Below are 24790 nucleotides of genomic sequence, written 5' to 3'. Positions count from 1 at the left end.
CATGACGGACTTCGAGCTCCTGACAGCCTCGGACATCACGCTCATGCAGGGTCTGGCACAGCGGGTGACCGCCGTCCGACCGGACCACATCAACGGCGGAGCCTCCTACGGGGAGCTGGCCTGGGTCTGGGGCCAGGGCACCGCCCGCTACGCGTCGACCTGGCCGCGTCGGCTGTGGTTCTCGGGTGACGAGCTGGTGGCGTGGGCGTGGATCTTCCTGCCGCGCGAGGTGCGGCGCGCTGACGGGTCGGTCACGCAGGTCAAGGGCGCGTCGCTGAGCTATCAGGTGCACCCCGACCACCTGGAACTCGTCGACGAGGTGATCGACTGGTACGACCACGTCGCGGCGGGTCTCGAGCGGTCGGTGGTCGCGTCGGACGGCGAGGAGTTCGCCCTGAAGCGCTGGGCGGAGCACGGCTACGTGTCCGACGCGGCGGCGCTCGCCGACGACGGCGACTGGACGCAGCTCAACCAGCGCGACCTGGCCGGGATCGATCAGCCGCCGACGCTGCCGGAGGGCTTCCGCTTCCGCACCGCCGACGAGGTCGGCGCGGAGGCCGTGGTGCAGGCCCACGTGGACGCCTGGGCGCCCTCCACCTACTCCCTGCGGGCCTACGCGGACGTCCGCGCGACCGCGGCCTACCGCGGCGACCTGCACCTCCTGGTCGAGGCGCCGGACGGGACGATGGCCGCGTCGACGATCATGTGGTTCGACGAGGCGAACCGGACCGTCGAGTTCGAGCCCGTCGGCACGCACCCGGGCTTCCGCCGCCTTGGCCTGGCCCGCTCGATGATGCTGCACGGCATGCACCGGGCCCGCGCGGCCGGCGCCACCCACGCCACCGTCGTCTGCGTCGGCGCCCCGAGCGACCCGGGCCCCCGCGCGCTCTACCACGGCCTCGGCTTCCGCGAGCTCTCCCGGGACGTCCCCCTGCTCAAGCCCGCGACGGCGGGCTGAGCGGCTCTCGGGCGGTCGCCAGGACGATGTCCCTCAGCTCGGCCAGGGTGTCGATGCGATGGCTCGCCTGCGAGAAGTCGTGTGCCTTCATGAACTCGTTGTGGACGACGACGCAGTCGATCCCGGCGGCCAGGGCCGAGTTCAGCCCCCTGGGCGAGTCCTCCACGACCAGCGTCTCCTCCCGGGTCGCCCCGAAGCGTCGCAGGCCCGTCAGGTACGGCTCCGGGTGCGGCTTGGCGAGCTCGTAGTCCTCGCGCACCAGGACGAAGTCCATGAACCGCGTGATCCGGCGCTTCTGGTGGATGAGCTCGAAGTCCCGCCGCTTGGCCGTCGTCACGACGGCCATCCGGACGTGCTCGGACAGTTCGGCGAGTGCCTCGACGACGCCGTCGATCTCGATGGCTTCCGTGCGCAGGTACTCCTGGTAGTAGGCGTCTCGCGCCTCCCGCAGCCCGTCGATGATCCGCTCGTCGACGCCCGCTGCCCTGGCCTGGGCCCAGGTGCCCAGGCCCAGGTTCATGTCCCGCAGGTACTGGTCCTTGTCCAGGGCCAGGCCGATGTCCGCCAGCGCGCGTTCGCCGGCCCGGTGGTACCAGAACTCGGTGTCCACCAGTACGCCGTCATGATCGAAGAGTATGTACTTCTTCACGGTCCCCAGGTTGTCACAGGCCCGACGTCTTGCCCGCGGCACCGGGGCGCGGTGTTCCCTCGACCGAGACGCAGATGCCGAAGACGCGGTCGTGGCCGGTCCAGCCGTTGACGCGGCCGCGGTTGTTGCTGATCTGCACCCGCTTCCGTTGCGGGTCGACCGCCGAGACCAGATGCAGGTAGACCGTTCCGGCCACGCGCGCCAGGACGATGTCGCCCGGCGTCAGCTTCGACGGGTCGACCGGGGCCACGGCCACCAGCTGCCGGCCGCGGATGAGCGGGACCATCGACGTCCCGCTCGGACGGAACTCGACGGTGGCTCCACCCGCGACCCGCGCGGCGACCGCGTCCAGTGCACCCATCGGGCGAGCGTGACAGATCGAGCCGCGCGGCCCCACCGGTTTTCGGGCTCGGGTTGGCGCGCTCCGGTTGGCGCGCTCGCGTTGTCGGACCCGGGTGCGAGGATGGGCGCAGCAGGGACGAGAGGGAGAGGAGCCCGGTGCCCGAGGGTGATTCGGTGTATCGGACGGCGTGGGAGCTGCGGCGGGCGCTGGCCGGGCAGGTGTTGACGGTCGCCGAGTTGCGGGTGCCGGCGCACGCCACCGCGGATCTGGTGGGGCGTGAGGTGCTGGACGTGGTGCCGCGCGGCAAGCATCTGCTGACGCGGATCGAGGGCGGGCTGACGCTGCACACGCATCTGCGGATGGAGGGCCGGTGGCGCGTCTTCGCGGCCGGCGAGCCGTGGAGTGGTGGGCAGCCGTTCCAGATCCGGGCGGTGCTGGGGAACGTCGAGCGGACCGCGGTCGGATACCGGCTGGGGGTGGTGGAGCTGCTGCCGACCGCGCAGGAGGCGCGGGCGGTCGGCCATCTCGGGCCGGATCTGCTGGGTCCCGACTGGGACGAGGCGGAGGCCGTGCGGCGGGTCTCGGCCACCCCGGGGCGCACGCTCTGCGAGGCCCTGCTCGACCAGCGCAATCTGGCCGGGATCGGGAACGTGTACGCGAACGAGCTCTGCTTCCTCGCGCAGGTGTCGCCGTGGACGCCGGTGGCGCAGGTCGGGGAGCTGCCGCGGGTGGTGCACGCGGCGCGGCAGTTGCTGCTCGTGAACAAGCTGAGGCACGGCCACGTGACGACGGGCGATCCGGGGCCCGATCGACAGCACTGGGTGTACGGGCGGGCGCACCGCCCCTGCCGGCGCTGCGGGGCGGCGGTGCGGACGGCGCGACTGGGCCTGCCGCCGCAGGACCGCGTGGTGTTCTGGTGCCCGCGCTGCCAGCCCGGTCCCGCTCCGGCGGGACGGGGTCGGTGACGCCGGCTCACCCTGCCGTTGCGCCCCCACAGGCGGAACGGGACCTCTCAAGAACGCGTGATATAGCTGGGCCCATGTACGAATCCATGATCGCAACGCTGGTCCGCATCCCGGGCCACAACGGTGACGAGATCGAGGCCTACGTGGCCCGCCCGGAGGCCGCCTTCAGCCGGGGCGGCGTCGTCGTCATCCACCACCTGCCGGGCTGGGACCGCGGGTCGAAGGAGATCGCCCGCCGGTTCGCCGAGCTGGGCTACGACGTCGTGTGCCCGAACCTGTACACGCGTGAGGCGCCGGGTGCGTCGCCCGAGGACGCGGCCGCGGTGGCGCGGGCGCAGGGCGGGATCCCGGACGAGCGGCTGGTCGGCGACGTCGCGGGCGCGGCGGCGTACCTGCGCGGGCTGGAGACGTCGAACGGCAAGGTCGGCACGATCGGTTACTGCTCGGGCGGACGCCAGTCCGTCCTGGCCGCCTGCCACCTCGACGTGGACGCCGCGGTGGACTGCTACGGCGCGTTCGTCACCGGCGAGGTGCCGACGGAGTTCCCGTTGAAGGTCACCAACCTGGTGGACCAGCTGCCGGGCCTGCGTGCCCCGCTGCTGGGCCTGTTCGGCGCGGAGGACAAGTACCCGAGCCCGGAGCAGGTGGCGGAGCTGGAGCGGATCCTCGCCGAGCACGGCAAGGAGTTCGAGTCCCGTAGCTACGAGGGGGCCGGTCACGCCTTCTTCGCCACCGACCGCCCGAGCTACAACGTGGCGGCGGCCAACGACGGCTGGGAGCGCATCGCGACGTTCTTCGGCAAGCACCTGGGGGCCTGAGCATGTGCACCTACACGACGGTGCAGGCCCGGATCGACGGCAGCGCCAAGGGGCCGGGGGTCGGCTTCTTCCACGTGGGCCAGGCGACGGTCTACTTCGACCACCCGGTGCACGCGATGGCGGAGCACACGCTCAACATCGACCTGGCCGACCCGGACGGCGATCCGGCCCGCCGGGTGGCGCTGGAGCTGACCGCGGAGTCCGCGCGGCAGCTGGTCGACGCGATCCAGCAGGCGCTGGCCGCCGTTCCGGAGGAACTGAAGGCCTGAGCAAGGCAGTTGGCACGGGAAAATGGGATGCGTCGGGTGGCGTGCCACTGACAGACTCGTCCCGTGCCGAGCGCACCGCGGAAGAAGCGGGCGCGGCGGCACACGCGTAACACACTGACGTTGTACTGACTTCGACCACGAGGGGAGCCCGGCCATGAGCAACCGTCACGCCGTTCCGGCTCCCCTGACGCGGTACGAGGTGATCCTGGTGTCCCGGGTTCTCCGGTGCCGGCTGCGCGGCCGGAACCGGAGGACCGCGGCGCTCGCCTGACCGTTCGACGCGCGGCAGCAGCACGCTGCCCGACGCCCGGTCGCGCCGCCGCGGGGTAATCGCGCCGTCCTGTCCAGGATCACCCTGAGAGGCCTTCGGCCGTGCGTACCACCACCGTCAACCCAGTCCACCCTGTCCACCCCGTTCCCCGTCCGGGCTCCGCCCTGTCCCGGGTGCGCAATCTCGGCATCCTCGCGCACGTGGACGCCGGCAAGACGACCGTCACCGAGCGGATCCTCTTCGCCACCGGCACCACCCATAAGCGCGGCGAGGTCCACGACGGCACCGCCGTCACCGACTTCGACCCGCAGGAGCGCGACCGCGGCATCACGATCTTCGCCGCGGCCGTGAGCTGCGACTGGGAGGGGCACCGGATCAACCTGATCGACACCCCCGGCCACGTCGACTTCGCCGACGAGGTCGAGCGCGCCCTGCGCGTGCTCGACGGCGCGGTCGCGGTCTTCGACGCCGTGGCGGGCGTGGAGCCGCAGAGCGAGGCGGTGTGGCGGCAGGCGGACCGGCACGGCGTGCCGCGGATCGCCTTCGTCAACAAGCTCGACCGTGCCGGGGCGGACCTGGACGCGGCCGTGGCGTCGATCCGGGACCGACTGCACACCGTGCCGCTGGTGGTGCAGTGGCCGATCGGGGTGGAGGAGCACTTCACCGGCGTCGTGGACCTGGTCGCGCTGCGCGCGCTGACCTGGCCGGACGAGAAGTCCGGCCTGCATGCGGGCGAGGTGCCCGACGAACTGCGGGAGGAGGCGCTGCGCCGGCGCCACCTGCTGGAGGAGGCGGTCGCGGAGCTGCATCCGCGGGCGCTGGAGGAGTTCTGCGCCGAGGGCCGGTTGAGCGACAGCTCGCTGGCCGCGGCCCTGAGAGATGTGACCTGTACCGGAGAGGGGGTGGTGGTGCTGTGTGGATCGGCGTATCGCAATCGTGGGGTCGAACCGCTGCTGGACGCGGTGGTCTCGTACCTTCCTTCGCCGTTGGATGTCGCTCCGGCGAAGGGGACGTCGGCCCCGACGTCTCGTGACACCGCTGCTGTCCACTCCGCTGACGGTACGTCCGGAGCCGGGGTGGCTGCGGGGACGGCGGAACGTGCCGCCGATCCCACGCAGCCGCTCGCGGCGCTGGTCTTCAAGGTCGCACAGGCGCCCACGGGGCGGCTGACCTTCCTGCGTCTGTACTCCGGCACCCTGCGCAAAGGCGACTCGGTGCTGGACGCCGGCACGGGGCGTACCGAGCGGGTGGGCCGCATCCTGCGGGTCCAGGCGGACCGGCATGCGGATGTGACGGAGGCCTTGGCGGGCGACATCGTGGCCGTGATCGGCCCGAAGGCGGCCCGGGCGGGGGCGACGCTGTGCGCGCCGCACGCGCCGCTGCTGCTGGAGCCGCCGGGGACGGCGGAGCCGGTGGTGTCGGTGGCGGTGGAGGCGGTGCGTTCGACGGACTCCGAACGGCTGGTGGGCCTGCTGGCGCGGCTTGCCGAGGAGGATCCGTCGATCGCGGTGCGGACCGACCCGGAGACGGGCCAGACCGTGCTGTCGGGCATGGGTGAGCTGCACTTGGAGGTCGCTGTGGAGAAGCTGCGCCGCGCGGGCGGGCTGGAGCTGCGCGTCGGGCGTCCTCAGGTCGGCTACCGGGAGACGGTGGGTCGCGGGGTGCGCGGGGTGCTGTTCCGTCACGTCAAGCAGGACGGTGGCGCGGGCCAGTTCGCGCAGGTCGTGCTGGACGTCGAGCCGCTCGAACGGACCGAGGGCGGCGAGGAGTTCGTCTTCGCCTCCACGGTGACGGGCGGGCGGGTGCCGCAGGAGTGGATCCGCGCGGTCGAGGCGGGCTGCCGCGACGCGCTCGCCGAGGGCCCTCTCGGCGGGCACCGGGTGACCGGCGTCAAGGTGACCCTCACCGACGGGGCGACGCATCCGAAGGACTCCTCGGATCTGGCGTTCCGCACGGCGGGTCGGCTGGCGCTGCGTCAGGCGCTGGGCGGCTGCGCGATGGTGCTGCTGGAGCCGGTCGTCGAGGTGACGGTGACGGTACCGGAGGAGAGCGTCGGGTCGGTGCTCGGCGATCTGGCCGCGCGACGCGGCCGGGTCTCCGGCCAGGTCGTGCGCGGCAGCGCGGGCGTGGTCACGGCGACGGTCCCGCTCGCGGAGCTGTTCGGCTACGCGACACGTCTGCGCAGCCGGACGCAGGGACGCGGCACGTTCACCGCGCGCCCCACGGGGTTCGCCCCGGCGGCCGGGTGACGGTCCCGCGTTCGCCATGTGACAGCCATGTGATGGCCATGTGACGGCCATCGGGACGACAGTGGCCCGTTCCCCGCAAGGGGAACGGGCCACTGCGCGATCAGTAGTTGAAGGATCACTGTTCGCAACCGGACGCCACTCTCTGATATGAGTGGTACATGACACCGGCAGCATCGTTTTGCGAACGGGCGCTCGAAACCCTGGGGTTGACCTCGTACTCTTCGCGCGCCTACGCCACTCTGGCCCGACTCCCCCAGGCCACCGCCCCCGATCTGGCCGACGCCACCCGCGTCCCACGCCAGCGCATCTACGACGTCCTCGGCTCGCTCATCGACCAGGGGCTGGTCGCGAAGACGCCCGGCAAGCCCGCCGCGTACCGGGCCGTCGACCCGGCCAGCGCCGCGGAGGCCCTGATCCGCGGCCACCGCGACAGTCTGGCCCGGCTGGAGGTCGTCGCCTCGGACCTGGTCGCGGAGCTGCGGACCGACTGGCTGACCGCGCGCAGCGGGCTGCGGCCGGCGGCCGCGCGCTCGCGCGACGAACTCGGCGTCGTCGCGCGCATGGACCACTGGCGCGAGTACGCCCACCACTCCGTCCGGGCCACCGCCCGTCCACCCTTCGACGGCCTGGCCGACGAGGACTGGGTCCGCCGAGTCCGCGCCATCACCGCCTCCGGCGGCTCGGTGCGCTGCGTCTACCACGCAGACCTGCTCAGCGACCCGCGCCTGGTGGCGCGGGCGGAGAGCTTCGCGGCCGCGGGCGAGCAGGCCCGGGTCACCTCGGCGGTGGAGACCCGCATGATCCTCACCGACAGCGAGCGCGCCCTGCTCACCCTCCCCTCCGCGGATCCGGCCCCCGACAGCGCACCGGGCCCCGTGCTCCTGGTCGACGACGCCCACACGGTGGCGAGGCTCCAGGAGACCTTCGACCACCTGTGGGCCCGAGCGACACCGTTCACCTCCGCCGCCTGACCCACCGCCCTCTGCCGCACGCCCGCGAGCTACGCGGGTAACCCTCACCCTGCGCCTCAGGGTGAGGGTTGTGCCATGGGCCGGGCCGAACCCCCCAGGAAGCAAGCCAAGTGGCTGCGCGCGGTCCGGGCGACTGCCTGCGGGCACTCGGCCCGGACGACACGGTCACTTGCGACGCCGACCGCGCCCTCGGGTACTGCGGATCGCGTTCCGCTGCGGCCACCGACGCGAGCGCCATCCGCCGCAGCGTGTCCGCCGAGATCACGCCACGGCCCCCGGCGGCCTCGTCGGTGAGGGAGCGTCATGCCCGGTCGTCCCCGAGCCTCGGCGCCACCCGTGCTCATACAACCGCTCCCCGGCCCAATCCCTCGGATCGCCGGGAGTCACGGCCTGGCGTGCCAGGTACAGGAACAGGTAGGCCACCAAAGCCCCGGCGTCGGTCGTCGTTCCCCTCCGATGGTTGAGATCGGGTCGCAAGGCTGCCGGCATCGCCGGGACCCGGGAATTCCACCGTGATCCGCCAGCGGATTTCTGTGACCCCGAACCCGCTCACGGATCTCCCCTACGAGGGCCGCCCCATCGGAGCGGCGGCCACGCATCCTCGGGAGCCACTGTGCGCCAAGCGATATCCGTGTTCACCGCCGCAGCCACCTTCGTACTGGCCGCGGGCTGCGCCTCACCTGTCACCGCATCGACCGTCGGCGCCGCGCAGCCGTCGGTGAGTGTCACGGCGAGCGTGGCCGGGGCCCCGACCACCGCTCCCGCCGTGTCGAATGCGACGACGCAGCACCCGACCTCCCCCCGGGCGACGAAGCGTCCGACGGCACGCCCCGCGGCCTCGCACCGCACGACCCAGCCGGCCTCGTCCGTCCCCACGTCCTTCGGCTACTCGCCGTCCGCGAACGCCCAGGCACAGATCGACGCCGCCCGGGCCGCGGCCCGGGCGGACGGCAAGGAGGTCCTTCTGGACTTCGGCGCGACCTGGTGCGGCAACTGCGTGGCGATGGACGAGGATTTCCGGACCTCGCAGGTCCGGGCCGTGCTCGGCGCCTCCTACCACCTCGTCCAGATCGACATCGGCGACAACGTCGACGCGAACATGCGCATCCTGGGGCGCTACGACGCCGCGAGCAACTTCGCCCTGCCCGTCATCATCATCCTCAGTCCGTCGGGCACCATACGCGTCGACACCAACAAGACCGGGAACCCTGCCTTCGACCAGGCCGGGTTCCTGGCCTTCCTGAAGAAGTGGGCCGCATGAGGCGGTTTCTGCTGCTCGGCATCGGCGCGGCCGCCGTCACCGGACTCCTGGCCGCCGGCGCCTTCCTGGCGCTCCGGCCGGGCGGGACCGCGCCCTTCGTGGTGGGCCGGTTCACCCAGAACGGCGTGACCGTCACACTGACGGTCAGGGACCGGTCGGGCCCGCATGCCACGCTGGAGGCGACGTTCGCCCCGCAACGCCCCGGCTACCACCTCTACAGCATCGATCTCCCACAGACCGGCATCGACGGAGTGGGCCGGCCGCTCAGGGTCACGGTGCGCAGTGCCGTGCTCAGTGCCGGCCCGGTCGTCACCGCCGAGCGGCCAGTGCGGCTCCCTCTCGCCGGGACCTCTCTCGTGCTGCCGGTCTATCCGGACGGGCCGGTCACCGCGAGCCTCCAGGTCGGTGCGACGGGCTCGGGAACGGCAACCGTTCTGGTCAGCTACGCCGCGTGCAGCCGGGACAACTGCCTCCCGCCGGTGACCGACCATCCGGTGGAGCTGCGCGTCGGTCCCTCCGGGGTCCTCTCCTGACTGGACCGCGCCGCCGCAACCCGCACCGCCCTCCTCGCCTTCCGTCGCCGGGTGATCGAGATGACGGGCAACCATCTTCGGACCGCCGGAGGCGACCCGCGGGGGATCAGCGGGCGCCCACCCAGTCCGGGAGGGGCTCGCGGCGGGTGAGCCAGGTCGCGGGGACGCCGGAGACGCCGGTGCGGGCGGCGACCACGCCGCCGGTGATGGCGCAGGTCGTGTCGACGTCCCCCAGGCCCGCGGCCGTGGACCACAAGGCGTCGGCGAGATCGTCGAGATGCCCGGCGGCCGACCACAGGGCGAAGGGGACGGTGTCGCTCGCGCGGATCCGTCGTCCACTCCCGAGCAGGTCCGCCGCGCGCGTGGGCGGGGTCTCGGGCGGGAGGGCGGCGGCGCGGCGCAGGCCCTCGCGGACAGCACCCTCCGGGGTGACCGCCAGGACCTGCTCCAGCAGCTCCGCGCCCGACGGTGCGTCACTCCCCCGGCCCGCCGCGGCGATCGCCGCGGCCGCGGCGACGGCCACCGCACCGGCGACACCCTCGGGGTGCGCGTGGGTGACCTCGGCCGAGAAAGCGGCCTGCGCCACGGCCTCGTCCAGGTCCTCGCAGAACCAGGCACCCAGTGGTGCCACCCGCATCGCCGCGCCGTTGCCGAGACTGCCCTGACCCTCGAAGAGGGTCCGGCTCTGCTCCCGCCACCCCTCGGGCCGCTCCGCCAGGACGGGGAGCAGCCGGTGCATGCCGTAGCCGTAGCCGCGCGCGGAGTCGGCGAGGAACGTCGCGGCAAAGGACAGCGCCAGGTCCTCCTGGTGCACGGCGTCCTGGAAGGTGAGCACCCGCACCAGCGCGAGCGCCATCGCGGTGTCGTCGGTCCAGTGCCAGGGCGACTCCTGCGGTGTGATCCTCGCGGCGATCTGCGCTGCCGCCTCCTCCGGCGCGCGGAATCGCCGGAACCACCGCTCGCCGAACGCGTCACCCAGCGCCAGCCCCTCCAGCGCGTCGCGCGCGGCGCCCGGCAGGGGGAACGGAACCTGCTCCCGCTCCCGCTCCCGCTCCCGCTCCCGCTCCCGCTCCCGCTCCTGCTCCTGCTGGGCGACGGACGGCGTGGTCAGTGGTCGGGTCATGCGGGCCATGCTGTCAGCCCGCTCCGACACCCGCACCGAGGTTTCCGCGCCGGAGTGGACGGGGGCGGCGGAACGTGGCGCACTGGAGGAAGAGGCAGGAGCAGGTGATCCCATGAAGACCAAGCAGTGGACCGTCACAGTCACCATCGACGAGGACGACACCCGCACCGAGGCGCGGGCCGTGATGACGGACGCCGGGGCGCCGATGGCGACGGGGCGTGGCGTCGCGCGGCGCAACCCCGCGGACCGGTCCGTGCCGGACATCGGGGACGAGCTCGCGGCCGGCCGGGCGCTGGAGGATCTGGCCCAGCGACTGCACGACATGGCGTCGCACGACTTCGCCTACCTCGCCGGACCCGCCGTCGCCTCCTGACCCCGACCCCGGGGACGCCGCGCTCAACCCTCCAGGACGATCCAGGTGCGGCCGGGCGCCAGGTTCATCGGCGTGCCGCCCACGGTGTAGCTGGTGGGCGAGCCGTCGCTCGGCTTGGACCACTGGCCGTGCCAGACCTTGCCGTCGCGGTAGAAATCCGCGCTGCCCTGGCCGGTGGTCTGCGAGAAGACCTCGTTGTCGGCATGGCCCGCGTTGTGGTCGGTGTACTTGCCGGGCACGACCTGTACGTGCTGGATGATGACGTTGTCCGCGTTCGCCTGGCCGGCGTCGATGGTGACGACCGCGTGACCGTCGACGGAGACCAGCCACTTCCCGCCCGAGGCGGTGAAGGCGAAGCGCGCGGACGGCATCCGGGCGCTCGCCGAGGAGGCGGCCGTGCCACCGGCCGGCTCGGGACCGAAACGCAGGCCGACGTCCTGCGTCTGCGCCAGGTCGGGGAAGGCCGCGAAGATCTGCGCGGGCTGGATGTAGGTGGGAGAGCTGCCGCCGTTGCTGAACAGGTCGTTGCGGGTGATGGGCGTGATGGTCTGGAGGTTGGCGGCGGCAAGGTCGGGCAGCAGGCCCGATATCGCGCCGGAGTAGGCGAGGCCGACGCGGCCGAACGGCGCGAGCAAGGGGATGTCGGTCTGCCGTGCGCTGCGGACGGGCCCGACGCGGGCCGGGGCGTGGGAGCTGTCGAAGACGACGAGGTAGCGGCTGAGGCCGCCCTCGACCTGGATCACGTAGACGAGGTCCGCGGAGTTCAGGCCCGACTGGATCCGCTGTGCGTCACCGACGTTGTCGATCTTCACCGCGAGCACGTGACCACCGGGCCCCTCGCCGGTCAGCGGGTTCACTGCCGGCGAGGAGGGTGACGTGGACGGCGTGGACGCCGGGTTCCCACCCCCCGCCACACCGAACCAGAGGCCTGCGCCGACGACGGCCAGTCCCGCGACGATGGCGGCGATCCGCGCGCCCCTGCTCGGCCCACGGCGTCTGCCCGCAGGGCTCGCCCCCGGTCCGGGGCCGGATTCGTCCGCCATCTGCGCTCACCGCCTCGGCTCACGAACAGGCGCTCCCTACCACCATGCGCCCGCCGGACCGTGACGGAAAGCGGTGGGACGGCGCCGGTCGGCGCGCGCAGGCACCGGCCCGTGGTTCCGAGGCGCCGGTCCGGGACCCGCTCAGTGGCGGGCTGCCTGCTCGAGGCAGGCCAGGACCTCGTCGTCGGTGGTCTGGGTGAAGTCGCCGTAGAACTGTCCGATCGCGCCGAACCAGGCCGGCTGGTCGGCGACGACGACCTCGTCGGCCAGCCCGGCGAACTCCGAGGCGATGCCGCGCGGGGCGACGGGCACGGCCAGGACGACGCGGGCGGCACCCTGGGCACGGACGATGCGGCACGCGGCGCGGGCCGTGGAACCGGTCGCGATGCCGTCGTCGACGACGACGGCCGTGCGGCCCGCGGCCTCGACCGGTGGCCGGTCGCCCCGGTAGCGGCGCACCCGCCGCTCCAGCTCGGCCCGCTCCGCGCGCTCGACGCGGCCGATCGACTCCTCGCCGACGCCGGCCATGCGGATCACCTCGTCGTTGAGCACCCGCACGCCGCCCTCGCCGATCGCGCCCATGCCGAGCTCCGGCTGATAGGGCACACCCAGCTTGCGGACCACCACGACGTCCAGCGGCGCGCCCAGCTCCGCGGCCACCTCGGCGGCGACCGGCACCCCGCCACGCGGGAGGCCGAGGACGACCAGATCCTGGCCACGCAGGTGCCCGAGGCGCGCGGCGAGGCTCCTGCCCGCCTGTCGGCGATCGGTGAAGACCATGGCGCCCGTCCGGGGTCGACTCGCTCCCCTCCCTTCGAGCATAGGCCCGCACCGTGGACCGGCGCCCTCGTCCCGCTGTCCCGGTGGTCGTGGCCCCCACCCGGCGCAGTCCGCCGCGCGCTCCGCAGGGCTGCGTGACAGCCTGCGTGACAGCCTGACAACGCCTCGAGACTGCGGGGAGAGAACGTGCGGCTCCGAACGAAGCTGCTGGGACTGCTGGTGGTCGCCTGCGCTTTCGCGCTGCCGCTGGGACCGGGCGGCGCGCCGGCGCACGGCTCCCCGCTCGGCCCGTCCACGGCGCTGCACTACACCGCCAACGGCAACTTCGACCCGTCCGGCGCCTACACACCGGGCGGTCTGGGCTTCAACATCGCAGACGTGTCGAGTCCGGCGCTGCTCGCCGACCTGCCCGCGCACGTGCAGGCGCTCGCCTACGTCGGCACCTGCAACGGTGCGGACGCCACCTTCAGGGCCACGGTCGACGCCTACCGGGGTCTGCCGAACCTGTTCGGGTTCTACCTGATGGACGACGCCGACCCCACCGGCCGGTTCGGCCCGCTGTGCACGGCGGCGAACCTCGCGGCCGAGTCCGACTACGTGCACACCACGCTCCCCGGCGCGCGGACGTTCGTCCTGCTGATGAACCTGTCCGCGTCCACCTCCCCTTCCTTCGCCGGGGGCTACACGCCGGCCAACTCCCACGTGGACCTGTTCGGCGTCGACCCGTACCCGTGCCGGACCGAACTGCACGGCTGCGACCTGGACATGATCCGCCGCTACGTCACCAGCGCGCAGGGCTCGGGCGTGCCGGTGGCGGACATGGTGCCGGTCTACCAGACGTTCGGCCTCGGCGGCTGGGCCGACGACGGGGGCGGTCGCTACGCGGTGCCGTCGGCGGCCGAGATGCAGCAGATGCTGGCCGTGTGGGCCACGCTCGTGGCGCGGCCGGTCTTCGACTACGCCTACAGCTGGGGGGTGCAGCGGGACGACCAGGCCCTGTCGGGGCTGCCCGCGGTGCAGCGCATCGTCGCGCAGCACAACATCCTCGGTGCGCCGCGCTCACCTGAGCGCGCTACCTAAGCGTGACGGATTCGCTCCCGGTCCGGCTCGGACAGAGTGAAGGCATCGCAGGAAGCCCGAACCGAGGAGCGCCGAGATGACCGCCTACGCCCTGGCCCACGTCCACACCGTCGAGTTCGGCCCGGAGATCGTCGCGTACCTGGAGGGGATCGACGCCACCCTCGACCCGTTCGGGGGCCGGTTCCTGGTGCACGGCAACCCGGTCGACGAGGTCGAGGGGAGCTGGAAGGGCGACCTGATCCTGATCGAGTTCCCGGACTTCGAGCGGGCCCGCGCCTGGTGGGACTCCCCCGCCTACCGGGAGCTCGCGCCGCTGCGGACCCGGCACATGGTGGCGGACATCGTGCTGGTGCCGGGTGTGCCGGACGGCTACCGCGGGGTGGACAGCCTCCACCACTGAGACCACCGGGACCAGGTAGTGAGCAAAACTCACTATTAGCCAGAGCAATAGTGAGTTATGCTCGAGCTATGAAGCCTCCCGGTCCGAACTGGACACCCCCGCCGCGCGATCCCGATGCGCCGCGGCCGCCTCGGCAGCTGCGGCGCATCCTGCGGCTGTTCCGCCCCTACCGGGGGCGGCTCACGGTGGTCGCGGTGCTGGTCGGGCTCTCCTCCCTGGTCTCGGTCGCCTCGCCGTTCCTGCTGCGGGCGATCCTGGACATCGCCATCCCCGAGCGCCGCACGGGGCTGCTGACACTGCTGGCCGTGGGCATGGTCGCGGTCGCGGTGGCCAACTCGGTCTTCAACGTCTGGCAGACCTACCTGTCCACCAGCGTCGGCCAGCACGTCATGCACGACCTGCGCACCGCCGTCTACGCCCACCTGCAGCGGATGCCGCTGGCGTTCTTCACCCGCACCCGCACCGGCGAGGTGCAGTCGCGGATCGCCAACGACATCGGCGGCATGCAGGCGACGGTGACCTCCACGGCCACCTCGCTCGTCTCCAACTCGACCACGGTCGTCGCGACCGTGATCGCCATGGCCGCGCTGGACTGGCAGCTGACGATCGTCTCGCTGCTCCTACTGCCCCTGTTCGTCTGGATCAGCCGCCGCGTCGGCAACGAGCGGCGGCGGATAGCCGGAGAACGGCAGCGGCAGCTCGCGGCGATCTCCTCGATCATGCAGGAGTCACTCTCCGTCTCCGGCATCCTGCTCGGCCGCACCATGGGCCGCTCCCGCGCGCTCAGCAAGGAGTTCGCCGGCGAGTCGGCCGCACTCGCGGACCTGGAGGTCCGCGCGGACATGGCCGGGCGCTGGCGGCAGTCGACGATCCAGATCGTCATGGCCGCGATGCCGGCCGTCATCTACTGGGCGGCGGGCCTGGCCGGCGCGCACGGGGCGACCATCTCGCTCGGCACGCTGGTGGCCTTCACCTCGCTCCAGCAGAGCCTGTTCCGCCCCACGGTCTCCCTGCTCCAGGTCGGCGTCTCCGTGCAGGTCTCGCTCGCGCTGTTCCAGCGCATCTTCGAGTACCTGGACCTGGTGCCGGACATCACCGAGCGCCCGGACGCGGTCACCCCGCCCGGCCGCGCCCGCGGCGAGGTGCGGTTCGAGGGCGTCGGCTTCCGCTACGACAACCGCCAGGAACGCCCCACGCTCCAGGACGTGGACCTGACCGTCCCGCCCGGCGGCAGCCTGGCCGTGGTCGGCGAGACGGGCTCGGGCAAGACGACGCTCAGCTACCTCGTCCCGCGCCTGTACGACGTGACGCAGGGCCGGGTCACCATCGACGGCACGGACGTGCGCGACCTCAGCTTCACCGCGCTCGCCGACGCGGTCGGCGTGGTCTCCCAGGAGACCTACCTCTTCCACGCCTCGGTCGCCGACAACCTGCGCTTCGCCAAGCCCGACGCGACCGACGCGGAGCTGGAGGCCGCGGCCCGCGCCGCGCAGATCCACGACCACATCAGCTCGCTGCCGGACGGCTACGCCACCCTCGTCGGCGAACGCGGCTACCGCTTCTCCGGCGGCGAGAAGCAGCGCCTCGCCATCGCCCGCACCATCCTGCGCGACCCGCCGGTCCTCGTCCTGGACGAGGCGACCAGCGCCCTGGACACCCAGACCGAGCAGGCGGTCCAACAGGCCCTGGACACCCTCTCCGCCGGACGCACCACGATCACCATCGCCCACCGCCTCTCCACCGTCCGCGACGCCGACGAGATCGTGGTCCTGGACGCGGGGCGCATCACCGAGCGCGGCACCCACGACGAACTCCTCGCGCGCGGCGGCCACTACGCGGCCCTGATCGCCCGCGACAGCGGAGCGGACCCGTCCGTTACGGATCGTCGGATCGCCCGCGAATTGATCACTTGACGTGCTCCCCGGCCTCAGGGCCGGGAACTCCTGCCACGGCCTTCCGACCGTCCCGGTGGCTTCCTGCTTCATCACACCGTGCCGGGATCTTCCCGGTCCTACCAGTGCTCCACAAGGCGTTTAGTCTGTCCGCCCGTCCGGCGGCCAGGATGTTGCGTGCGGCGTTCACATCACGGTCGTGGGCGGTCCCACATGCCCCGCAAGTCCAGGTACGAACCGACAGTGGCTTGGGGCCGTCCTTCACTCCACAGGTCGAGCACCTCTGAGAGGTGGGCTCGAATCGCCCGATCCGGGCAAAGTACCGGCCGTGCTTCACGGCCTTGTACTCCAGCATCCGCACGAACTGGGCCCATCCCGCGTCGTACACCGACCCACCCAGGCGGGTGCGGCCAAGAGTGGACACCGCAAGGTCCTCCACATACACCGCTTGGTTTTCGCGGATGATCTGCGTGGAGTGCTTGTGGTGCCAATCCCGGCGGCGATCAGCAACCCTTGCGCACTGGCGTGCCACCTTGGCCCGGGCTACAGCCCGGTTCCTGCTGCCCTTCTCCTTACGCGACAGATCCCGGCGGAGCCTCTTGAGCTTCTTCTCCGCCCGCCGGAGGAAGCGCGGGCTGTCGATCGTCCGACCATCGGCGAGGACGGCAAAGGCCGCCAGGCCCAGGTCAACCCCGGTTTCGATGCTCGACTCCGGCAGGACGTCGGCGTCGGTGTCCACCACGAAGCTGAGGAAGTACCGTCCCGAGCTGTCCTTGGTGACGGTCAGTGACGTGGGCGCGGCAGGAAGTGGTCTGGACCACCTCACCGAGAGGTCACCGACCTTGGCGACGTACACAGTGCCGTTGTCCCTCAGCGAAAAGGAGTTGGCATTCAACCGGATCGACTGACGGGTGTCCCTTTTGCTCTTGTACCTGGGCTCACCCACGCGTGGGCGCTTACCCTGCTGTCCGTCGAAGAAGTTCTTGTACGCGGCGTCCAAATCGCGGAGCGACTGTTGCAGAACAACGGCAGATACGTCTGCCAGCCAGGATCGCTCGGGTGTCCTCTTGGCCTGCGTGATGTGCGTCTTGGAGAGCACCGCTGACGACACGTAGGGCAGCCCGGCAGCGAGCGCTTCCTTCCGCACGCGGAGGCAGTCGTTCCATACCACCCGAGCACATCCGAACGCCTGCGCCAGTGCTGTGCACTGGGCAGTGTCCGGGTAGGCCCGGTAGTTGTAGCGGAGCTGCACGAGCGAGATGGTCCGATGCCCTGGCCTCAGAGGGCAAACAGCGAGCGGTTCGCACTGCAGTCCGTAAGGTCACCGAAGGATCTCGGCCACACTGCCTCGGTGACCGACTCCACCTCCAGTCAGGCAAGTCAGGCCCAGCGGCAAGATCGACGCGATAGTTACTCTTTCAGCGCAACCGATCCGACTTTCGGAATGTCTGCACAGTCGACGAGGTGTCAACTTGCACACTCGTAGGACAAGCGACCGTTTCCGACGTCGGAAGGATCCATCTCGGTGGCATCATCCTTCAAGGCGCGCGCCAAGCGCGCGCTGGCCGGGGGGCTCGGCGCCGTCGCCGTCGCCACCCTGGCCCCGCTGGGTCTCGCTCAGCCGGCCGCCGCGGCGACCACCCCCCTCTGCACCTCCAGCAGCCATCCCGCCCTGGCGGCCAAGCTGTCGCGTGACATCAAGTCAGCGCTCAGCGGCCGCACGGACACCTACGCGCTCAACGTGTGGGACCCGCACACAGGCGTTTACTGTTCCCTGCACCCGTACTGGCACTTCGACTCCGCGAGCATCGTGAAGGCCACGATCATGGGCGCGCTGCTCTACTGGCGGAAGGGTCAGACCCTGACCTCCGCCGAGGTCGCGCACCTGCGGCCGATGATCGAGAACTCGGACAACAACGCGGCCACCTGGCTGTGGGACTACGTCGGGCGCACCAGGATCCAGCGGTTCCTGAACGCGGCCGGCATGACCACCACCTACCTCGGCCCGGGCGGCTACTGGGGTCTCACCCAGGTCGACGCCCGCGACGAGATGCGGCTGCTCAACGTCTACACCGACCGGACGGACCTGCTCACGCCCAACGCCAAGGCCTACGCGCTGAGGCTGATGGCGAGCGTGGAGTCCGACCAGCGGTGGGGCACCCCGTACGGCACGCCGGCCGGGGTCACCGCGCACGTGAAGAACGGCTGGCTGCCGCGCGCCTCCCTCGGGTGGCGGGTGAACAGCCTCGGCATCTTCACGGGCGGGGGCCGTGACTACCGCATGGTCGTGCTGACGGACAACCAGTCCACGATGGACTACGGCATCAACACGATCGAGCGGGTCGCCCTCCAGGTCCACCGCGACCTGGGGATGTACAACGTCAAGCCCGGACTGGCGCCGCGCACGCTGCAGGCCCAGCCGCAGCCCGGCGCGGACGCGCCGCGCAACCAGGCGGGCGACGGCTCCGCACCGTTCGGTCCCGTCAAGAACTGACCCCACCCCCGACGCCCCGTCCGGCTTTGGCCGGGCGGGGCGTTTCGTTTTGCGCCACCGCTCGCTATGCTCGGTCTTGTTCATCTGGATGCTCAAGTGAGCATTACTGAGCACGACAACCGAGAGAAGGTACCGCCGGTGACCGCCGCCTCGCAGACCTCGTTGGAGATCGACTCGCAGCCCGCGTGCTGGCAGCGCGCCCTGGACCTGCTGCCCTCGGTGGCCGCGCTGCTGCCGCGACCCGGCGAGCGCGTCGCCGTCGTCGGCTGCGGCACCTCGTGGTTCATGGCGCAGGCCTACGCCGCGCTGCGGGAGGGTGCGGGCGTCGGCGAGACGGACGCGTTCGCCGCGTCCGAGGCGCCGCTCGGCGAGGGCTTCTCCCGCCGCTACGACCGCGTCCTCGCGCTCACCCGCTCGGGCACCACCACCGAGGTGCTCAGCCTGCTGGACGCCGTGCGCGGCCAGGTGGCCACCACCGCGATCACCGCCGACCCCGAGACGCCCATCGCGGCACTCGCCGAGGACCTGGTCGTGCTGGACTGGGCGGACGAGCGCTCGGTCGTCCAGACCCGGTTCCCCACCTCGCAGATGGTGCTGCTCCGCGCGCACCTGGGCGAGTCCGTCGCCCACCTGCCGGCCCAGGCCCAGGAGGCGATCGAGCAGGAGCTCGCGCCCGAGCTGCTCGCCGCCGAGCAGGTCTCCTTCCTCGGCCGCGGCTGGAGCTACGGCGTGGCGCGCGAGGCAGCCCTCAAGGTCCGTGAGACGGCGGCCTGGTGGACCGAGTCCTACCCCGCGATGGAGTACCGGCACGGCCCCATCGCCATCGCCCGCCCCGGCCGCGCGGTCTGGAGCCTCGGCCCGCTCCCGGACGGCCTGGCCGGGCAGGTCGAGGCGACGGGCGCCCACCTGGTGACGCCGCGCCACGACCCGCTGGCCGAGCTGGTCAAGGTGCAGCGGCTGGGTGTCGCCCTGGCCGGGAGCGTCGGCCGCGACGTCGACAACCCGCAGCACCTGACCCGGTCGGTGGTGCTCTCCTCGTGATCGTCACGGTCACCCTGAACGCCGCACTCGACGTCACCTACGTCGTCGAGGGCGGCGTCCGGCCCGGTGCCACGCACCGCGTCCGCTCGGTGTCCGAGCGCGCGGGCGGCAAGGGCGTCAACACCGCCCGCGTCCTGGCCTCCCAGGGAGAACCGGTGCTCGCCCTCGGCCTCGCCGGCGGCACGGCGGGCGCGGCCCTGCGCGCCGATCTGGGTGCCGCGGGCGTCCCGCACCGCTTCACCGCTGTCGCGGGCGCCACGCGTCGCACGGTGGCCGTGGTGGCCGCGCCCCCGACCGCGCCGGACGGTCCGGACGGTCCGGACGGTCCGGACACCGGCTCCGGCGCCACTGGTGAGGTGACCGGGTTCTGGGAGCCCGGGCCGCAGGTGACCGCCGCGGAATGGGCGCGCTTCGTCGCCGACTTCGGCGCGGCGCTCGACCACGGCGTGCGGGCCGTCGTGCTGGCGGGGAGTCTGCCGCCGGGCGTACCGCGCGACGCGTATGCCCAGTTGGTGCGCCTCGCGTCCGGCGCGGGCGTGCCGACGCTGGTCGACGCGGACGCCGACGCGCTGCGCGAAGCCCTCGCCGCGCGCCCGACCCTGGTGAAACCCAACGCCGAGGAGGCGCTGCGCGCGCTCGGCGCCGAATCGCACCCCGTCGCCACGGACACGGGCCGAAACGTGGGGGCCATAGGGGCCCGGCCTGCGGCCGCTGATGCGGCCACGCGGACCACGGGGGCCCCTGGCGGAGGAGCCGTACCCGCGCCCGCTCCACGACCGACTCCAGCCTGGCGGCCAGCACCCACGGTCTCCGGCGAGTGCCTGGACGGCGCCGCCGCGCGGGCCTCCGAACCCGAACCCGCGCCGGCGCCCGCGTCCGACCGGTCCGAACGGCCCCTCGTGACCGCACCCGGCGTGCTCGCACGGCGGTTGGTCGAGGCGGGAGCCCGACACGCGGTCGTGTCCGCCGGGGCGGACGGGCTGGTGGCGTGCTGGGGCGGGCGGCTGCTGGCCGTCGTTCCGCCGAGGGTCGTGGTGGGCAACGCCACCGGCGCCGGCGACGCCGCGTCAGCGGCGCTGGCGCTGGCGCTCGCCCGCGGCACCGGTCCTGCGGAGGCGCTGGCGCACGCCGTCGCCCTGTCCGCCGCCGCCGTCGCGGCCCCGCTGGCCGGGGACGTGGCCCCGGACGTCCTGGCCGAACTCGCACCCCTCGTCGCCGTGCGCGATCTGACCTGACCTGACTCGACCTGACCGACACCGAACCTGGAGCCACCCGCCGTGCCTCTCGTCCCCCTCCCCCACCTGCTGGCCGACCAACCGGTCTTCGCGTTCAACGTGATCCAGATCGAGCACGCCGAGGCGATCCTCGCCGGCGCGGAGCAGGCCAAGGCTCCCGTCGTGCTGCAGATCAGCGAGAACGCCGTCCGCTACCACGGCGCGCTGGGCCCGATCGCCGCGGCCACCCGCCTGGCCGCGGAGCGCAGCGGCGCCCGCGCCGCCCTGCACCTGGACCACGCGACCGAGGCGCGGCTGATCCACGAGGCCGCCGACTGCGGCTTCGGTTCGGTCATGTACGACGGCTCCACGCTGCCGTGGGCCGAGAACCTGGAGAGCACCGCGGCGCTCGCCGCCTGGTGCCACGAGAACGGGCTGGCGATCGAGGCCGAGCTCGGCGAGGTCGGCGGCAAGGACGGCGCCCACGCGCCGGGCGTGCGCACGGACCCGGCGGAGGCGGCGGAGTTCGTCGCGCGCACGGGCGTGGACGCGCTGGCCGTGGCCGTGGGCAGCGAGCACGCCATGACCACGCGCACGGCCGCGCTCGATCTGGACCTGGTCGCGCGGCTGCGCGAGGCCGTGCCCGTTCCGCTGGTGCTGCACGGCAGTTCGGGCGTGCCGGACGCGGCTCTGGTCGCGGCGGTGGCGGCGGGGATGCGCAAGATAAACGTCTCCACGCACCTGAACCGCCTGTTCACCGACGCGGTGCGCGAGGCGCTGACGGCGAACCCGGCGCAGGTCGACCCGCGCAAGTGGCTCGCGCCGGGGCGCGACGCGGTCGCGGCCGAGGTGGCCCGGCTGCTGGGTCTGCTCCCGCAGGCCTGAGGCACCCGGCCAGGCCCGGCGGCGCCCGTCACGGGCGCCGCCGGGCCTACCGGCCCTACCGGCCCTACCGCGTCACAGGCCGTACGTGGAGGCGTCGAAGACCTCGCTCGCCGGAGGCGGCGTGATCTTCGTGTCGAGGTCGTAGCTGATGGTGATGGAGCCGTCCGACCCGGGGCCCACCGCACCGACGATCCGGTACGGAGCCGTGAGGCTCACCAGCGCCCGCGACTGGTCCTTGGTGTCGATCAGGGTCAGTGCCGGCCGGCCGTCGACCGTGGTGACCGCGCCCTTGGTGAAGGGGTCGTCGCCCGCGGAGCCAAGGCCCTGGGCAAAGGTGTCCAGGTCGCAGAAGGCCTGCAGGTCCGCGAAGTCCTTGGCGGTGGTGGTGGTCTTGAAGTACTTGCCGCTGACCGAGGCCGCCGCCGCTCCGCCGATCGCCTTGGCCAGGGTGGCCTGGTCCAACTTCTCCCACGCGGTCGTGCCGAGCACCACGATGGTCGTTCCCCCCTGGCTGCCCATGTCGATCGAGCCCTGGCAGCCGACGCCCTTGACCATGAACAGGTCGAGGCTCATGGCGCTGCCCGACTCCTTCATGGTGCCGGTCACCTTCATCGAGTGGGCGGACGACATCGCGGCCGACGCCGCGGTGATGATCTGGTGGGCCGTCTGACCGGCAAAGGGGTCTGCGGCCGGGGACGACGCGGCGGCGCTGGGCGCCGTCTTCGCGTCGGCGGAGGTGTGCGAACCGCTGGTACCGCCACCGCAGGCCGCGGCGGTCAGGACGACGGCGCCGGAGACGGCGAGGGCGGACAGCGCGCGGCGCGTGGATATGCGCATGGTGAGGGGTTCCAGTCCTTGATCTCTCAGGGGATGCACATGTTCGCACATCCCCTGGGCGAGTACCGGATCAGGTCACCCGTCACCTCACGCCTTCGGAAGCGCCGTCAGCACCCGCACGGCCGCCGTCTCCAGGGCCGTGTGTTCCGGCTCGGCCGGGGGGACGTCGGTGACCAGGGTGTCGATCTCGGCGAGCGGGCAGATGGCGGCGAAGGTGGCACGGCCGAGCTTGCTGCCGTCCGCGAGGACGACGCGGTGGGCGGCGACGCCGAGGAAGGAGCGGTCCGTGTGGGCCTCCATCTCGTCGTGGGTGGTGCAGCCGGCCGCTGCGCTGAGGCCGTCGACGCCGATGAAGGCGTAGTCCAGGCGGTAGCGGGACAGGTGCTGGTCCGCGGCGGGGCCGACCAGCTCGTAGCTGGCGCTGCGGGCCTGACCGCCGATCACGACGAGGCGGATCTCCGGGCGGACGATCAGGTCGGCGGCGATGTTGACCGCGTTGGTGACCACGGTCAGGCTGCCCTGCCCGCCGCCGCAGCGCTCGGCGAGCACGTGGGCGAGCTCGCTGACGGTGCTGCCGCCGGTCAGGCCGATCACGGCGCCGTCGGGGACGAGCGCCGCCGCGGCCTCGGCGATGCGACGCTTCTCCTCCTGGCGGCGACCGGCGCGGTGACGCAGCGGCAGTTCCAGGTTGACCGTGCCGGTGACGGCGCCGCCGTGGGTCCGGCGCAGCAGGCCCTGCTCGTCCAGGGCCTGCAGGTCGCGGCGGACGGTGGCTCCGGAGACGCCGAGCAGCTCGGCGAGCTGGTGCACGTCGGCGCTGCCGGCGCGGGCCACGTGGTCGAGGATGCGGGCGAAGCGATCAGCCTTGAGCATGCGGGGAGTCTACGGATTTCCGAGGCGGTCGGACCGCGAACCGAGCACGAACCGACCACGAAGCGGGTGCGAACGGTTTCGGCCGGGCGTGAGCATAGCCGGAGGAATCCGCTCCTGTCCCACGAATCCGACACTCTACGTGCACGGTTCCGCACCTACGGTACCCATGGTGCGGGAGGGATGTCCTTGCTGTTCACACGCCATCGCAAGCCGTTGCGGGCCGTGCCCGTCACGACCGCGCCCGTCGCACCCGCGCCTGCTCCGGCGTCCGCGTCCGTGCCGGGGCCGCGCGGGTGCCCGGTCGTCCACCAGCGGCCGTCCGAGCCGACCCACGCCGTGCCGCCCGCAAGAGCCGTGCCGCCCACGGGACCGGCCGGGGGCCCGCCGTTGCCGGCCGCCGAGCAGTTCGTGCGGCTCTTCGCCGCCGAGTCGGGGCAGGGGATCGACCCCGAGGCGCGGCTGCGCGAGATCCGCGCGGAGGTCGCCGCGGAGGGGACGTACACGCACACCGCGGACGAGCTCGCCTTCGGCGCCCGGGTCGCCTGGCGCAACGCCGCCCGCTGCATCGGCCGGCTGTACTGGCGCAGCATGGTGGTGCGGGACCTGCGGCACCTGCGGCGGCCGGACGACATCGCCGAGCAGTGCTTCGAGCACCTGCGACTGGCCGCGAACGGCGGCCGGATCCGGCCGGTCGTCAGCATCTTCGCCCCCGACCGCCCCGGCCGGCCCGCGCCGCGCCTGCTGAACGAACAACTGGTGCGCTACGGCGACGACCCGAACAGCGCCGAGCGGGCGGCGCTGGCACGGGAACTGGGCTGGAAAGGCGGCGAGGGGCCGTTCGAGCCGCTCCCGCTGCTGGTGCAGTCCTCTCCGGAGCGTCCGCCGGACTGGTACGAGCTGCCCGACGACGCCGTGCACGAGGTGCGGCTGACCCACCCGACCGAGCCCGGCTTCGCCGCGCTCGGGCTGCGCTGGTACTCCGTCCCGGCGGTCAGCGACATGACGCTGGAGATCGGCGGCATCCAGTACCCGTGCGCGCCGTTCAACGGCTGGTACATGGGCACGGAGATCGGCTCGCGCAACCTCGCCGACCGCGATCGCTACGACCGCCTGCGCGCGGTTGCCGAGGTCTTCGGCCTGGACACCTCCAGCGAGCGCACACTGTGGCGGGACCGGGCGCTGGTGGAGCTGAACGCCGCGGTGCTGCACTCGTTCACGCGCGAGCAGGTCACCGTCGCCGACCACCACACCGAGTCGCAGCGGTTCCTCACCCACATCGAGCGCGAGAAGCGCTACGGGCGCGGAGTGCCGGCGGACTGGTCCTGGATCGTGCCCCCGCTCTCGGGCGGCGCGACGGCGGTGTTCCACCGCTACTACGACGCGCCGGACCCACAGCTGCGCCCGGCCTACCTGCGCCGCGACGGCGCCTGGGGGGAGCCGCACGGGGCGTAGCCGGGCGCCGGGCGCC

Annotated in this window: 24 protein-coding genes and 1 pseudogene; 17 read left to right on the top strand and 8 right to left on the bottom strand. The window is 72.6% G+C overall.

Features of this window, described 5'->3' with window-relative positions; translation table 11 throughout:
- Position 1 precedes the first annotated feature (1 nt).
- Positions 2-958 (top strand): GNAT family N-acetyltransferase, encoded by a 957-nt coding sequence (locus tag BMY61_RS18595; protein ID WP_042457108.1) that lies wholly within the window; start codon positions 2-4, stop codon positions 956-958.
- On the opposite strand, the gene BMY61_RS18590 is transcribed toward BMY61_RS18595, so the two are convergent.
- Both BMY61_RS18590 and BMY61_RS18585 read right to left on the bottom strand, forming a co-directional pair.
- Entirely contained in the window at positions 936-1607 is a 672-nt protein-coding gene (locus BMY61_RS18590) for an HAD family hydrolase (RefSeq protein WP_042457105.1), read from the bottom strand. The genes BMY61_RS18595 and BMY61_RS18590 overlap by 23 nt on opposite strands.
- Before the next feature lie 13 nt (positions 1608-1620).
- A complete protein-coding gene (locus BMY61_RS18585) occupies positions 1621-1968 on the bottom strand; it encodes a S24/S26 family peptidase (RefSeq protein WP_042457102.1) in 348 nt (115 codons plus the stop codon).
- Positions 1969-2105: 137 nt separating this feature from the next.
- Here BMY61_RS18585 and BMY61_RS18580 point away from each other — a divergent pair, with 137 nt between their 5' ends.
- From BMY61_RS18580 to BMY61_RS18550, 7 genes are all read left to right on the top strand, one after another.
- A complete protein-coding gene (locus BMY61_RS18580; RefSeq protein ID WP_042457099.1) occupies positions 2106-2915 on the top strand; it encodes a DNA-formamidopyrimidine glycosylase family protein in 810 nt (269 codons plus the stop codon).
- A gap of 74 nt (positions 2916-2989) precedes the next feature.
- Positions 2990-3733 (top strand): dienelactone hydrolase family protein, encoded by a 744-nt coding sequence (locus BMY61_RS18575; RefSeq protein WP_042457096.1) that lies wholly within the window; start codon positions 2990-2992, stop codon positions 3731-3733.
- Between the two features lie 2 nt (positions 3734-3735).
- Positions 3736-4002, top strand: a complete 267-nt coding sequence (locus BMY61_RS18570) for a DUF6295 family protein (protein WP_042457085.1) — start codon at positions 3736-3738, stop codon at positions 4000-4002.
- Positions 4003-4374: 372 nt separating this feature from the next.
- Positions 4375-6522, top strand: coding sequence for an elongation factor G (gene fusA / locus BMY61_RS18565; RefSeq protein ID WP_082015525.1), 2148 nt, complete (start codon positions 4375-4377; stop codon positions 6520-6522).
- A gap of 158 nt (positions 6523-6680) precedes the next feature.
- The gene (locus tag BMY61_RS18560; protein ID WP_075003966.1) at positions 6681-7493 is read left to right on the top strand and encodes a TrmB family transcriptional regulator; all 813 of its coding nucleotides are present in this window, start codon (positions 6681-6683) and stop codon (positions 7491-7493) included.
- A gap of 613 nt (positions 7494-8106) precedes the next feature.
- Positions 8107-8754 (top strand): thioredoxin family protein, encoded by a 648-nt coding sequence (locus tag BMY61_RS18555; protein ID WP_161791338.1) that lies wholly within the window; start codon positions 8107-8109, stop codon positions 8752-8754.
- Positions 8751-9287 (top strand): hypothetical protein, encoded by a 537-nt coding sequence (locus BMY61_RS18550; protein WP_075003965.1) that lies wholly within the window; start codon positions 8751-8753, stop codon positions 9285-9287. Before BMY61_RS18555 ends, BMY61_RS18550 begins: the two co-directional genes overlap by 4 nt.
- 106 nt (positions 9288-9393) lie before the next feature.
- Here BMY61_RS18550 and BMY61_RS18545 read toward each other — a convergent pair whose 3' ends face one another.
- Entirely contained in the window at positions 9394-10410 is a 1017-nt protein-coding gene (locus BMY61_RS18545) for an ADP-ribosylglycohydrolase family protein (RefSeq protein ID WP_082015527.1), read from the bottom strand.
- 112 nt (positions 10411-10522) lie between these two features.
- Between BMY61_RS18545 and BMY61_RS18540 the strand changes: the two genes are divergently transcribed.
- Complete coding sequence (locus BMY61_RS18540) at positions 10523-10783, top strand: dsRBD fold-containing protein (RefSeq protein WP_042457075.1); 261 nt, start codon at positions 10523-10525, stop codon at positions 10781-10783.
- Between the two features lie 23 nt (positions 10784-10806).
- Here BMY61_RS18540 and BMY61_RS18535 read toward each other — a convergent pair whose 3' ends face one another.
- Together BMY61_RS18535 and BMY61_RS18530 are read right to left on the bottom strand one after the other, a co-directional pair.
- The gene (locus BMY61_RS18535; protein WP_042457072.1) at positions 10807-11826 is read right to left on the bottom strand and encodes a DUF3048 domain-containing protein; all 1020 of its coding nucleotides are present in this window, start codon (positions 11824-11826) and stop codon (positions 10807-10809) included.
- A 150-nt stretch (positions 11827-11976) separates the two neighbouring features.
- Positions 11977-12606, bottom strand: a pseudogene (locus tag BMY61_RS18530) (phosphoribosyltransferase); the annotation flags it as partial.
- Between the two features lie 186 nt (positions 12607-12792).
- On the opposite strand from BMY61_RS18530, the gene BMY61_RS18525 reads away from it, so the two are divergent.
- The 3 genes from BMY61_RS18525 (at position 12793) to BMY61_RS18515 (ending at position 15999) form a co-directional block, all read left to right on the top strand.
- Entirely contained in the window at positions 12793-13686 is an 894-nt protein-coding gene (locus tag BMY61_RS18525; protein WP_052439324.1) for a hypothetical protein, read from the top strand.
- A gap of 76 nt (positions 13687-13762) precedes the next feature.
- A complete protein-coding gene (locus tag BMY61_RS18520; protein WP_042457066.1) occupies positions 13763-14086 on the top strand; it encodes a DUF1330 domain-containing protein in 324 nt (107 codons plus the stop codon).
- A gap of 68 nt (positions 14087-14154) precedes the next feature.
- Entirely contained in the window at positions 14155-15999 is a 1845-nt protein-coding gene (locus tag BMY61_RS18515; protein ID WP_042457063.1) for an ABC transporter ATP-binding protein, read from the top strand.
- On the opposite strand, the gene BMY61_RS18510 is transcribed toward BMY61_RS18515, so the two are convergent.
- Positions 15992-17230 (bottom strand): RNA-guided endonuclease InsQ/TnpB family protein, encoded by a 1239-nt coding sequence (locus BMY61_RS18510; protein WP_042457059.1) that lies wholly within the window; start codon positions 17228-17230, stop codon positions 15992-15994. The two genes, BMY61_RS18515 and BMY61_RS18510, sit on opposite strands and share 8 nt — an antisense overlap.
- Before the next feature lie 273 nt (positions 17231-17503).
- On the opposite strand from BMY61_RS18510, the gene BMY61_RS18505 reads away from it, so the two are divergent.
- From BMY61_RS18505 to BMY61_RS18490, 4 genes are all read left to right on the top strand, one after another.
- Positions 17504-18472 (top strand): serine hydrolase, encoded by a 969-nt coding sequence (locus BMY61_RS18505; protein ID WP_052439322.1) that lies wholly within the window; start codon positions 17504-17506, stop codon positions 18470-18472.
- Positions 18473-18574: 102 nt separating this feature from the next.
- The gene (locus BMY61_RS18500) at positions 18575-19513 is read left to right on the top strand and encodes an SIS domain-containing protein (protein ID WP_042457172.1); all 939 of its coding nucleotides are present in this window, start codon (positions 18575-18577) and stop codon (positions 19511-19513) included.
- Positions 19510-20748, top strand: a complete 1239-nt coding sequence (locus BMY61_RS18495; protein WP_042457057.1) for a 1-phosphofructokinase family hexose kinase — start codon at positions 19510-19512, stop codon at positions 20746-20748. Before BMY61_RS18500 ends, BMY61_RS18495 begins: the two co-directional genes overlap by 4 nt.
- A gap of 42 nt (positions 20749-20790) precedes the next feature.
- The gene (locus tag BMY61_RS18490; RefSeq protein ID WP_042457054.1) at positions 20791-21612 is read left to right on the top strand and encodes a class II fructose-bisphosphate aldolase; all 822 of its coding nucleotides are present in this window, start codon (positions 20791-20793) and stop codon (positions 21610-21612) included.
- A gap of 72 nt (positions 21613-21684) precedes the next feature.
- Here the strand turns inward: BMY61_RS18490 and BMY61_RS18485 are convergent, their stop codons facing one another.
- Positions 21685-22449, bottom strand: coding sequence for a hypothetical protein (locus tag BMY61_RS18485; RefSeq protein ID WP_042457051.1), 765 nt, complete (start codon positions 22447-22449; stop codon positions 21685-21687).
- 87 nt (positions 22450-22536) lie between these two features.
- Positions 22537-23322: a DeoR/GlpR family DNA-binding transcription regulator gene (locus BMY61_RS18480; protein WP_042457048.1), complete on the bottom strand. Its 786-nt coding sequence runs from the start codon at positions 23320-23322 to the stop codon at positions 22537-22539.
- A gap of 180 nt (positions 23323-23502) precedes the next feature.
- Between BMY61_RS18480 and BMY61_RS18475 the strand changes: the two genes are divergently transcribed.
- Positions 23503-24774: a nitric oxide synthase oxygenase gene (locus BMY61_RS18475; RefSeq protein ID WP_082015521.1), complete on the top strand. Its 1272-nt coding sequence runs from the start codon at positions 23503-23505 to the stop codon at positions 24772-24774.
- Positions 24775-24790 lie beyond the last annotated feature (16 nt).

Source organism: Streptacidiphilus jiangxiensis, assembly GCF_900109465.1.
Taxonomy (GTDB): Bacteria; Actinomycetota; Actinomycetes; order Streptomycetales; family Streptomycetaceae; genus Streptacidiphilus; species Streptacidiphilus jiangxiensis.
Note: the sequence above shows the minus strand (reverse complement) of the source record. Positions and strands in the feature narration are given on the sequence as shown.

What these genes read in the sequence shown, in the direction of transcription:
- BMY61_RS18560 (WP_075003966.1), top strand. Translation starts at nt 6,681, where the DNA reads ATGACACCGGCAGCATCGTTTTGCGAACGGGCGCTCGAAACCCTGGGG.
- BMY61_RS18475 (WP_082015521.1), top strand. Translation starts at nt 23,503, where the DNA reads ATGTCCTTGCTGTTCACACGCCATCGCAAGCCGTTGCGGGCCGTGCCC.
- BMY61_RS18575 (WP_042457096.1), top strand. Translation starts at nt 2,990, where the DNA reads ATGTACGAATCCATGATCGCAACGCTGGTCCGCATCCCGGGCCACAAC.
- BMY61_RS18550 (WP_075003965.1), top strand. Translation starts at nt 8,751, where the DNA reads ATGAGGCGGTTTCTGCTGCTCGGCATCGGCGCGGCCGCCGTCACCGGA.
- BMY61_RS18595 (WP_042457108.1), top strand. Translation starts at nt 2, where the DNA reads ATGACGGACTTCGAGCTCCTGACAGCCTCGGACATCACGCTCATGCAG.
- BMY61_RS18535 (WP_042457072.1), bottom strand. Translation starts at nt 11,826, where the DNA reads ATGGCGGACGAATCCGGCCCCGGACCGGGGGCGAGCCCTGCGGGCAGA.
- BMY61_RS18520 (WP_042457066.1), top strand. Translation starts at nt 13,763, where the DNA reads ATGACCGCCTACGCCCTGGCCCACGTCCACACCGTCGAGTTCGGCCCG.
- BMY61_RS18545 (WP_082015527.1), bottom strand. Translation starts at nt 10,410, where the DNA reads ATGACCCGACCACTGACCACGCCGTCCGTCGCCCAGCAGGAGCAGGAG.
- BMY61_RS18570 (WP_042457085.1), top strand. Translation starts at nt 3,736, where the DNA reads ATGTGCACCTACACGACGGTGCAGGCCCGGATCGACGGCAGCGCCAAG.
- BMY61_RS18480 (WP_042457048.1), bottom strand. Translation starts at nt 23,322, where the DNA reads ATGCTCAAGGCTGATCGCTTCGCCCGCATCCTCGACCACGTGGCCCGC.
- BMY61_RS18515 (WP_042457063.1), top strand. Translation starts at nt 14,155, where the DNA reads ATGAAGCCTCCCGGTCCGAACTGGACACCCCCGCCGCGCGATCCCGAT.
- BMY61_RS18585 (WP_042457102.1), bottom strand. Translation starts at nt 1,968, where the DNA reads ATGGGTGCACTGGACGCGGTCGCCGCGCGGGTCGCGGGTGGAGCCACC.
- BMY61_RS18485 (WP_042457051.1), bottom strand. Translation starts at nt 22,449, where the DNA reads ATGCGCATATCCACGCGCCGCGCGCTGTCCGCCCTCGCCGTCTCCGGC.
- BMY61_RS18540 (WP_042457075.1), top strand. Translation starts at nt 10,523, where the DNA reads ATGAAGACCAAGCAGTGGACCGTCACAGTCACCATCGACGAGGACGAC.